A 9,092-nucleotide genomic window follows, 5' to 3' on the forward strand; every position below is an offset into this window, starting at 1 on the left:
CGCCCCGCGCGCCCCTCACTACATCCCCCGGCCCGCGGGGGTGGGGGGGGGGGTGGTGGGCGGCGCGCGCCCCCCCCCCGCCCCCCGCCACCCCCGGCCGGGGGGGGGGGGGGGGGGCGCCGCCCGCGACCATGTCCAGCAGGTGGAACAGCGCGGTCGGCGCGTTGCCGATGGCGACCACGGCACCCTCGAGGCGGTCACGCCACAGTTCCAGCGCGGCCGCCGACCGGGTGGTCCCGAGGCGGGACGCGAGATCGGGAACACGCGGGTCGCGCAGTAGGCACAGCACCTCGTTGTCGGCGGGCAACCGGGTGCGAGTGACCCCAGAGGCCACCATGTTCGCGTCGCACAGGATGGGCGCTCCGCCCCGCAGGGCGCGTCGCGCTGCCGCCACCACACCGGGTGTGAACGCGATATCGCCCGCCAGATCGACTTGTCCGCAGCCGTGGATCATCCGCACCACCACCTGCGCGATATCCGCCGGAAACCGGTCCAGCTCGGCTTCGGAGCGAATGATCGAGAACGATCGGCGATAGATCTCGCCCGCGTCGGTGAGATAGCCGGTGCGTGTGTCGGACATGGGCACACCTTATGCCGGGCCGCGCCGACCGGGCAGTTGTGGGTCGAGGGTGCCCGTGCTCATGCGCGGGTTCGCGGGCCGGTTCGGCCGGTTATCGGTCGTGCTCCGTAGAGTCGGCGCGGTCGGCCGGCGCGCGAGGCGCCGGCGCCGGTGCGAAAAGGGAGGAACCATTGGCCGCGCCCGATCCGATGCAGTTGCATCCGTCCACTCGTCCGGACCTGACGAACGTGGTGTTCCTGGCCAATCAGGTCGATTCCCCGTTCATCGAGGTGGGAGCGTTCACCTACTTCGACGACGAGGGCAGTGGTGTGCCGTTCCAGGAAGGCAATGTCCGCTACAACTACGGACCGCAGCGGCTGGTGATCGGCCGGTTCAGCGCTGTCGCGCCCCGGACCACCTTCCTGATGCCCGGGGGCAACCATCCGATGGTCGGGCCGTCCACCTACCCGTTCACCATGTTCGGCGGCGAGTGGACGGAGAACACGCTCGAGGTCTTCACCGGGATCGATCCGCTGCCCGACACGGTGATCGGCAACGATGTTTGGATCGGCCGGTCGGCCACGATCATGCCCGGTGTGCGGATCGGGGACGGTGCCGTGGTCGCCGCGCATTCCGTGGTGACCAAGGATGTCGAACCGTACGCGATCGTGGCGGGCAACCCCGCCCGGGCCGTCCGGGCCCGCTTCGCCCCCGATGAGGTCGCGACGCTGCTGCGGGCCCGGTGGTGGGATTGGCCGACCGAGGTGATCACCGAGCACGCGGCACTGATCATGGGTGGCACTCCGGCCGATCTGCTGGCCGTTGCGGAGACGCTCGGGACAGTATGAGCCACCGGTTCATTCGCCGACCGACACGTAACGCCAGACCTCGTTGTCGTCGCTGTCCTCCTCGGCATCGCCGGGATCCAGGTTCAGCTGCACCCCGGCCGGTTCGAACACCGCACGCAACCGGCTGCCCATTTCGTCGCTGAGATAGTTGTGGTGCAGGTCCAGGCTGCGCAGATGGGTGAGCGGCTGACCGGTGAGCAGGGCGGCGGCGCCCTCGTCGGTGAGCACACCCATCGACAGATCCAGGGACTCCAGCCGGGCCACCACAGGTGCGGCGGCGACCGCCGCGCAGATCCGGTCCTGGATCTCGCTGTTGCGCAATCCCAGATGCCGCAGGTCGGGGAAGAGTTCGCCGCCGAGTACGGGTGCCAGATCGGCCGGTTCGGCGTCACCGCCGTAATCCGGGGTGCCCAGCCACAATTCGAGATGGGTGAGCGCGGGGAGCTCGCTCGCGGCGATGCCCTGGACGACCGCAGCCGGCAGCCCGCCCGCCTCGATGGTCAGTTTCCGCAGGTGTTCGTGCCGGACGGCGTCGAATACCAGTTTCGTGCCACCGCGCACGCCGAGTTCCACCAGGTCGGGGAACGCCGCCAGCAGGGGTGCGATATGTCCCTGGTTGATCCAGGAGATCTCGCATTCCTCGAAGGTGATATCGCCGAGGAAGACGGCCCGCAGCCGAGGCAGCCGTTCCCGGGCCGCGATCAGAGTGCCGATCACCGCGTCGGCCGTGGAATCGTAGGACTCCGGCCAGTTTCCGACGATCAGGGATGTCACCGCGGTGGTATCCACGGAATCCAGAAACCGGGTGAAGGTCTGCTCCCAGGTGCGGTCGCCTTCCCAGCCGGTCTCGGAAACTCGCCAGGCCACCGTCGCGGCATCGGGTAACGCCGTCGCCGCGGGTGCTGCCGGGGTGCCGGGCTCCGGGAAGTCGAAAGCCGGCAATCCGCCGAATTCTTCCAGGTGGTCGCCGATCATTCCTGTGTGCCGCCTCTCGTCATACCGGCCGGACTGTCCGGTTCGCCGAGGGATTCATACCAAGCCGGCCCGACATCTGCGCGGCGAGCGGTGCGGCGGGTGCCCGGCGCGGATTCCCGGCCCGGCCCCGGCCGCGTTCAGGCAATAGGCCCAGAGTGACAGCAACTGCTCCTCGGTGTACCGGGTGGAGCGCAGATAGTGGTGCCCGCGGATCCGCCGGTCGTGCCAGAAATGACCGGCCATCGGCAACTGCCGGGTCGCGGCGAGCCAGACGGCGGTATCGGCGCCCTGTTCCGAGGTGCGCAGCACGGGACGCAGCGCGGAACCGAACAGGCGCCGGGCCGTACCGGTGCCCGGCGTACCCACCCATCCCGGATGCATGCTGTGCACGCTGATACCGCGGTCGGCGAGCAGGTGATCGAGCAGCGGCGTGAATGCCACCTGCATCCGTTTGGCGCGTGCGTACGCGACCGCACCTCGATACACACCCCGGCGGTATTCCGGGTCGGCCACCGGCAGCGGTTGGGCGTACATACCGCCGGAGGCCACGAAAACTGTTCGTGCCGTGCCCGAAGCAGTGAGCAGTGGCGTCAGCCGGTCGATGAGGCGAAGCGGCCCCAGCACGTTGGTGGCCAGAGTCATTTCGTGGCCGGACGAATTCTCGGTGCGCTCGTACGGCATGACCCCGCCTGCGTGGACGAGTACGTCCAGGCTGTGCAGGTTCCGGTTCAGGACCGTGCAGCAGCCGTCTATGTTGTCCGGTTCGGCCACATCACACTGCACCACACGAATATCGGCCGAGGGCACAGCGATACGGATCTCCCGCCGGGCCCGGGCACCCCGGTCGACATCGCCGACAGCCAGCACGGTCGACGCGCCGAGTGCGGCCAGGCGGGTGGCGATCGACCGGCCGATTTCCGTATCTGCGCCGGTCACCAATGCCGTCCTGCCGAGTAGTACGCGGGCTGGTGGATCGCCGGAAGTCCAGCATCGTGCGCGCAGCTGGAATCCCGGCCGGCTGTGGCCGAGAACCAGCGTTCGATCGAGCACGGTGTCCAGTACGCGGATCACGGGTCCTCATTTCCTTTGAGGGGCAAGAACAGATCGGAGCCGCTGTAATCGCGACCTCGGTGCGGCAACGGGTGACCGCGGCCGGTGAATCGGGCGCGGTCACCTGTACGGGCCGCCTGGATCACCTGCGCATGGAGCAATCGGAACGGGGACTGGGAGAAACGTTCACACAAAATAGATATTCAGATATTCGCATCAAACAGTTTGCCTCGATCGCAGCCACAACCTCCGCGCGTCCGCCGCCCGGCCGGCGGGAATCGAGCGGTTGTACCTGGATGTACCAGGGTCCGGTCGGGGTATCCCCCGCGCGTACTCGGACGGCGGCGGGCCGTGCGATCTTCTGCATCACACCGTGCTGGACGGTGGGGCGTGGACCCGGTCCGATGTCCTGTCACGATTCCTCCGATCGGCGGGCGCTGAACGACCCGGTATGCATCGAGTATGCATCGTTTCATTCTCCAGCGCGACACGGGGGTCGGATTTCGACTGCTCACCTGAGGCAGTGGTGACGTGAACAGTTGTCGGTGAAGCCGCGCGGGTCCGTGGTTCAGGCGGTGTGACCCGGCCCTCGACCCCGTGGTGGAGGCGTGCGGGTGCCCGGTCGTCGGCATCCCGGTGATTGCGGTGGGTCGATCAGGTCAAACGCTCGAGCGCGTCGGCGAGGCTCGTCGGCCGGTGGACCTCGGCCGGCAGGATCACCTCGTCCCATCCGGGGCCGCCGGCGAAGACCCGCGCGCCCGCGCCGGTTCCGGCGCGCACGCTGGAGGTCGGCGCGGTCGATTCGTGGTGCGACCACAGCACCAGATCGGCGCCGGCGGGTAGGCGGGCGAGTGTATCCGTCAGCGCGGTCGTGGGGACGTCGGCGCCGAGCATATGCGCGCCCACCCCGCGTTCGGCCAGCGCGGCGCGAAGGACCTCCAGAGGAAGTGCGTGATTCTCACCCGCGGTGCAGGCCAGCACGATCGGATGCGGGGACAGCCGGTCGGCCGGGTATGCACTGTGCAGGGCCGAGGTGATGCACCAGGACAGCAGATGTTCCACGTCGACGCAGCCCTCGCCGCCGAGTTGCCGTCCGACGATATCGGCGAATGCGGGGCGGCACAGCAGTTCCCAGGTGTCCACCACGCCGTGGACGTGCAGATGGGAAGTCAACTGGGTGCTGACCGCGCGATAGTCGAGGCGGAAGGCGGCGGTGAGCAGAGTGCTCGGGTCGCCCGGTGTGGCGGCCGGGATCCGGACGGCTGCTGCCGCACCCGCGGGGGTGGCGCCGGCCTGGATGAGCCCGAGCATCCGCTGCAACTGGTCGATATCGTTTTCGCTGTACAGGCGGTGGGTGCCGGGCTGGTGGCCGGTGGGGCCGATGTTGTAGCGCCGGTTCCAGCTCCGCAGTGTGGCCGTCGGAACGCCGAGGCGGTCCGCGACCGCGCGGACAGTGAAACCGGCCGCGTCGGGTGCGGCTGCGGGGTCGGCGGGCATCGTCCTATTCTGCCCGTTCCGGATTGCGGCACCGGTGGGGGCAGGGCTCATGATCCGGTAGGGCTGTATCGCTGTCATACCTTCTGTCTGTGCTGATCGATATGCGTCGATTATGCATCGATATTGGTAGGGTGTAAACCACCGCCAATCCCCGAGGAGTCATCGTGACCGCATTCCGAGCAGCTCGCCGCACTGTCGGCCTCGTCTCCGCACTCGTCGCTTTCGGCACGCTGACCGGCGGAGCAGCAGTGGCGCAACCCGTGCCGCCCGCCGGTCCGGCACCCGTACCCGCCCTGGATCTGGACCGGTACCTCGGTACCTGGAACCAGTTGGCCGCCGTGCCGCAGCCGTTCAACCTGGAATGCGCCCGCGATACCCGCGCCGAGTACACGCTGGGACCGCAGGGCGAAATCGGTGTGCGCAACCAGTGCACGACATGGTCGGGGAGCACCAACGAGATCCGGGGGACCGCCGTGGTCAACGACCCGGTGACCCGGGCCCAACTGCATGTGAGTTTCCCGGGTGTTCCGACCCAGGACGCGGTCGAGGGTCCGACCAACTACATCGTCACCGCGCTCGCCCCGGACTATTCGTGGGCGCTGGTCACCGATCCCAGCAGGCTGTCCGGTTTCGTGCTCGCACGCGAAGCAGCGCTGGATGTGCCGGACCGGCAGCGAATCCGCGTCGCGATCGAAGCCGCCGGGCAGAGTCCGTGTATGTACCTCACCTCACCGGTCACCGGCGGTATCTCCGATATCGCCCCGTTGTGCCTGCGCTGACCTTGTCGACCGGTGTGTGCGGATCCGCTCGCTCAGGACGTGTGCGCCCGGTGCGCCTGTTGCTACCGCCGGATCCGCGGCAGGCCTCCGGGTATCTCGATCTCCAGTCCCACTGCGCGCCCGCCGTGACGTCGCAGACGACCCAGCAGTGTGACGAGGACGAAGATTCGGAACTTGTTGCCGTACGCGGTTGTCAGCGCCTGTCTCGCCCTGCGTACCTGGTCCCGGGGTAGAACCAGGGCGGTGCCGGATCGCCAAGGGCCGGTCGGTGTGCCGTCGAAGGTACTGCGGGCGACCTCCACCCTGGGGTTCGCCCGGATCCGGCGTACCTTCCAGGATCGCTCCGGCGTATAGCCGTACCAGCGGTCGCCGGCCGGTGCCAGCCAGATCGGGGTGCTGACCGCGGTGCCGTCGCCGCGGAAGGTGCGCAGTGCGAAGAACCGGTCGCCGTCGGGGTCGTTCGTGAACGCCATACCCCACAGTGTGGCAACCGGGTGACACCGGGCGCGGCGTCGGCGGAAATGCGTTCGCCACGCGGGCACAGCGACGGCTGTCACGGTGCGGTTCACTGCATAATCCCAGCTATGGCAGACGACTGGAACGATCGGATCATCAGCGAATTCCGGGCCAACGAGGGCCGTGTCGATGGCCCGTTCGAGGGTGCGCCGATGGTGCTGCTGCACCATCGTGGCCGGAAATCGGGGCGCGAATCGGTCACTCCGACGATGTATCTGCCCGACGAGCAGAATCCGGGCGAGCTGATCTACGTATTCGCGAGCAAGGCCGGCGCGCCCACGAATCCGGACTGGTACTACAACCTGACCACGGCGGGAAAGGCCACCGTCGAGCGCGGTACCGAAAGCTATCCGGTGCTCGTGACCGAGGTTTCGGGCGCCGAACGGGACCGCATCTACGCTGAACAGGCCCGGCGCTACCCGGGTTTCGACGAATACGAGGAGAAGACCCGGGGCATCCGTACCATCCCGGTGCTGGCACTGCGGCGAGCGTAATTACCCCGAGCGCGGCCGGTGCAGCGCTTTGGCTGTCGGGGAGTTGGGGACCCGGGCGGGATCGGGATAGGTGCCCAGTAGCCGGTCGGCGGTGCCGGCGGTGGTGACCGCGAACCAGTAGTGCTCGTTCTTGAAATGGTGCAGGCGATGGTTGCGCCGCACCGAACGCAGTACTGCGCCGCGCGGCTGATAGTCGGTGTGCACGAGGAAATGGGTCCACTCGTAGACGAGGCCGAGCGCGCCGACGGTGATCAGAAAGGTCAGCCCGAGACCGATACGCCCGAACGCCACGAACGCGATGAGTAGTAGCGCGGGGAGCAACCAGAGGAATGTCTGCCAGGGGATGAAAACCAGTTCGGCCAGCCGCGGGTCGGCGTGGTGCTCGCGGTGTTTACGGGCGAGCAGGGAATCGATACGCCACCGGCCGAGCGTGCGTGGGCGCCAGTGCAGGACGCAGACATGGATCACCCATTCGACGAAGGGGAACGCGGCCACCGCGACAAGCGGTATGAGCGCATCGGTGATCTGCCAGTCACCCACGAGAAGACGAGCGATCGCGGCGCACACCGGCAGTGCGAGGATGATCCACGGGGAAGGCGCGTGTGCGAAATCCCGCAGTACCTGGGCGAGGGTGACCTGCGAGCGCCGGCCTGCGCGTGCCTCGTCGGCGGACAGCCGGCGACGCGCGAGACGATCGATCTCGGAATTGCGCAGGCGCCGGGCGCGCAGTGAATCGGTGATTTTCATGGGGCGTTCTGCTCCAGACGGTGCAGCAGCGTGTCGAATTCGGCCGTGGCCGCGGACAGCAGTGCGTCGGCGTGAGTGCGGGCCGCGTCGGCATCACCCGCGGTGACTGCCTCGGTCAGTGCGCGGTAGGGCTCGGGGCGACCGACTTCGGCGTCCATCACACCGGCGAGTGCGGTCATCGTGGGTTCGTAGATATCGCGTAACTGGTTGAAGAGCAGGCGGTAGACGATCGAATCGGCCGCATCGACGAGATGGTCCCAGAAGGCGAGCGCCGCGCGTTGCCGGGCCGGGGGATCAGCAGCCTCGTCGAGCAAGCGCACCGCTGCGGCGAGTTCCTGCCCGAGGTGCGGTCCGCGGCGGTGGGCCGCGAGGGCGGCGACCTCCCGGCCCAGTGACGCCCGGGTTTCCAGAATGCTGCGGACTACGCCGTGGTCCAGTATGCCGCTGCGGAAGATCAGGCGTGGCAGCAGGTCGAGACCGCCGTAGCGCCGGGGGTCGCGCACCGTGGTGCTGCCGCCCTGCCGGATATCGACCAGGCCGGTGCGCGCGAGCCGTTGTACGGCTTCGCGGACTGTCGGCCGGGAGACGCCGAGCGCCTCGGCGAGCTGCCGTTCGGCAGGCAGGGCCGACCCCGGTTCCAGCTCGCCGGTGAGCACATCGTCGACGAGCTGATCGAAGATCTCGTCCGGCACCGAGCGCCGGGCGATCCGTTTCAGGGCCATCTGCCCGACTCTAGAACCGTTATTGGTAAGAGGTCAAGTGGTAAGACCAGTGGTGGACCTGCTTCGCAGGCCGCTCGGTCGGCGGGTTCGGCCTCGTTCGGCTCGCCGGGCGAGCGCCCCCCGGCGATTCCGGTCTCGTACCGGTCAGCGGTCTGCGTCGGTGTAGCGGATCACGCCCCGGATATTGCGCCCGGCGAGCATGTCCTGATAGCCGTCGTTGATGTCCTCGAGCCGGTACTGGCGGGTGACCATATCGTCGAGATTGAGCTTGCCCACCTGGTACATCGACAGCAGATGTGGGATGTCGTAGTGCGGATTGCCGCCGCCGAATATGGTGCCCTGCAAGTTCTTCTGCAGCAGCGAGAGCATGGCCAGGTTCAGGGTGGTCTGGTTCTCGGTGAGGCTGCCCATGGCGGTGAGCACGCAGGTGCCCGCTTTGGCGGTGATCCCCATCCAGCTGTCGACATCTGCACCGTGCACCTCGCCCACGGTGACGATCACCTTCTTGGCCATCCCGCCCCAGGTGATCTCCGCGCACGCGGCAGTGGCCTCCTCGATGGTGGCGTAGGCGTGCGTCGCACCGAATTTCAGCGCCTGCTCACGCTTCCACGGCACCGGGTCGACCGCGAAAATGTATCGGGCACCGGCGTGGGCGGCTCCCTGCAGTGCCGAGATGCCCACCCCGCCCAGGCCGATGATCGCGACATCCTCGCCGGGCCGGATATCGGCCGTGCGCACCCCCCCCCCCAAACCCGGGGGGACCCCCCAACCCCCCCCGCCCCCCCCCCCCCGCCACCCCCCCGCGCACGCCGCCGGGGCATGCCGGGTCATCCTGGACCGGCTGCACGACCAGGGTATGGACGCGCCGCAAGAACTCCGGGCACTACAGGAGCGGATACTGCGTC

At 68.2% G+C, this 9,092-nt stretch carries 10 protein-coding genes and 1 pseudogene; 3 read left to right on the top strand and 8 right to left on the bottom strand.

Annotation, left to right across the window (positions count from 1 at the left end):
* Positions 1–580: precorrin-8X methylmutase (locus QH195_RS05205; RefSeq protein ID WP_280434502.1), on the bottom strand; the 580-nt coding region annotated here is incomplete at its 3' end.
* Positions 581–750: 170 nt separating this feature from the next.
* On the opposite strand from QH195_RS05205, the gene QH195_RS05210 reads away from it, so the two are divergent.
* Positions 751–1,407: a CatB-related O-acetyltransferase gene (locus QH195_RS05210; protein WP_280424146.1), complete on the top strand. Its 657-nt coding sequence runs from the start codon at positions 751–753 to the stop codon at positions 1,405–1,407.
* 9 nt (positions 1,408–1,416) lie between these two features.
* Here QH195_RS05210 and QH195_RS05215 read toward each other — a convergent pair whose 3' ends face one another.
* The 3 genes from QH195_RS05215 to QH195_RS05225 all read right to left on the bottom strand — a co-directional run bounded on the left by QH195_RS05215 (position 1,417) and on the right by QH195_RS05225 (position 4,929).
* Complete coding sequence (locus QH195_RS05215; protein WP_280424147.1) at positions 1,417–2,382, bottom strand: STM4015 family protein; 966 nt, start codon at positions 2,380–2,382, stop codon at positions 1,417–1,419.
* 54 nt (positions 2,383–2,436) lie between these two features.
* Entirely contained in the window at positions 2,437–3,453 is a 1,017-nt protein-coding gene (locus tag QH195_RS05220) for an SDR family NAD(P)-dependent oxidoreductase (protein ID WP_280434503.1), read from the bottom strand.
* A 633-nt stretch (positions 3,454–4,086) separates the two neighbouring features.
* Positions 4,087–4,929: a MerR family transcriptional regulator gene (locus QH195_RS05225; RefSeq protein WP_280434504.1), complete on the bottom strand. Its 843-nt coding sequence runs from the start codon at positions 4,927–4,929 to the stop codon at positions 4,087–4,089.
* Between the two features lie 164 nt (positions 4,930–5,093).
* Between QH195_RS05225 and QH195_RS05230 the strand changes: the two genes are divergently transcribed.
* Positions 5,094–5,708 carry a lipocalin family protein gene (locus QH195_RS05230; RefSeq protein WP_432278341.1) on the top strand — a complete coding sequence of 205 codons (615 nt, stop codon included), beginning with the start codon at positions 5,094–5,096 and terminating at the stop codon, positions 5,706–5,708.
* Between the two features lie 62 nt (positions 5,709–5,770).
* Here QH195_RS05230 and QH195_RS05235 read toward each other — a convergent pair whose 3' ends face one another.
* Positions 5,771–6,181, bottom strand: a complete 411-nt coding sequence (locus QH195_RS05235; RefSeq protein ID WP_280434505.1) for a PPOX class F420-dependent oxidoreductase — start codon at positions 6,179–6,181, stop codon at positions 5,771–5,773.
* 111 nt (positions 6,182–6,292) lie between these two features.
* On the opposite strand from QH195_RS05235, the gene QH195_RS05240 reads away from it, so the two are divergent.
* Positions 6,293–6,718: a nitroreductase family deazaflavin-dependent oxidoreductase gene (locus QH195_RS05240; protein ID WP_280434506.1), complete on the top strand. Its 426-nt coding sequence runs from the start codon at positions 6,293–6,295 to the stop codon at positions 6,716–6,718.
* Here the strand turns inward: QH195_RS05240 and QH195_RS05245 are convergent, their stop codons facing one another.
* From QH195_RS05245 to QH195_RS05255, 3 genes and pseudogenes are all read right to left on the bottom strand, one after another.
* Positions 6,719–7,393, bottom strand: a complete 675-nt coding sequence (locus tag QH195_RS05245; RefSeq protein WP_432278342.1) for a sterol desaturase family protein — start codon at positions 7,391–7,393, stop codon at positions 6,719–6,721.
* A gap of 68 nt (positions 7,394–7,461) precedes the next feature.
* Positions 7,462–8,187, bottom strand: coding sequence for a FadR/GntR family transcriptional regulator (locus QH195_RS05250; protein ID WP_280434508.1), 726 nt, complete (start codon positions 8,185–8,187; stop codon positions 7,462–7,464).
* Positions 8,188–8,331: 144 nt separating this feature from the next.
* Positions 8,332–8,958, bottom strand: a pseudogene (locus tag QH195_RS05255) (zinc-binding dehydrogenase); the annotation flags it as partial.
* Positions 8,959–9,092 lie beyond the last annotated feature (134 nt).

The organism is Nocardia carnea, assembly GCF_029868855.1.
GTDB lineage: Bacteria > Actinomycetota > Actinomycetes > Mycobacteriales > Mycobacteriaceae > Nocardia > Nocardia carnea_A.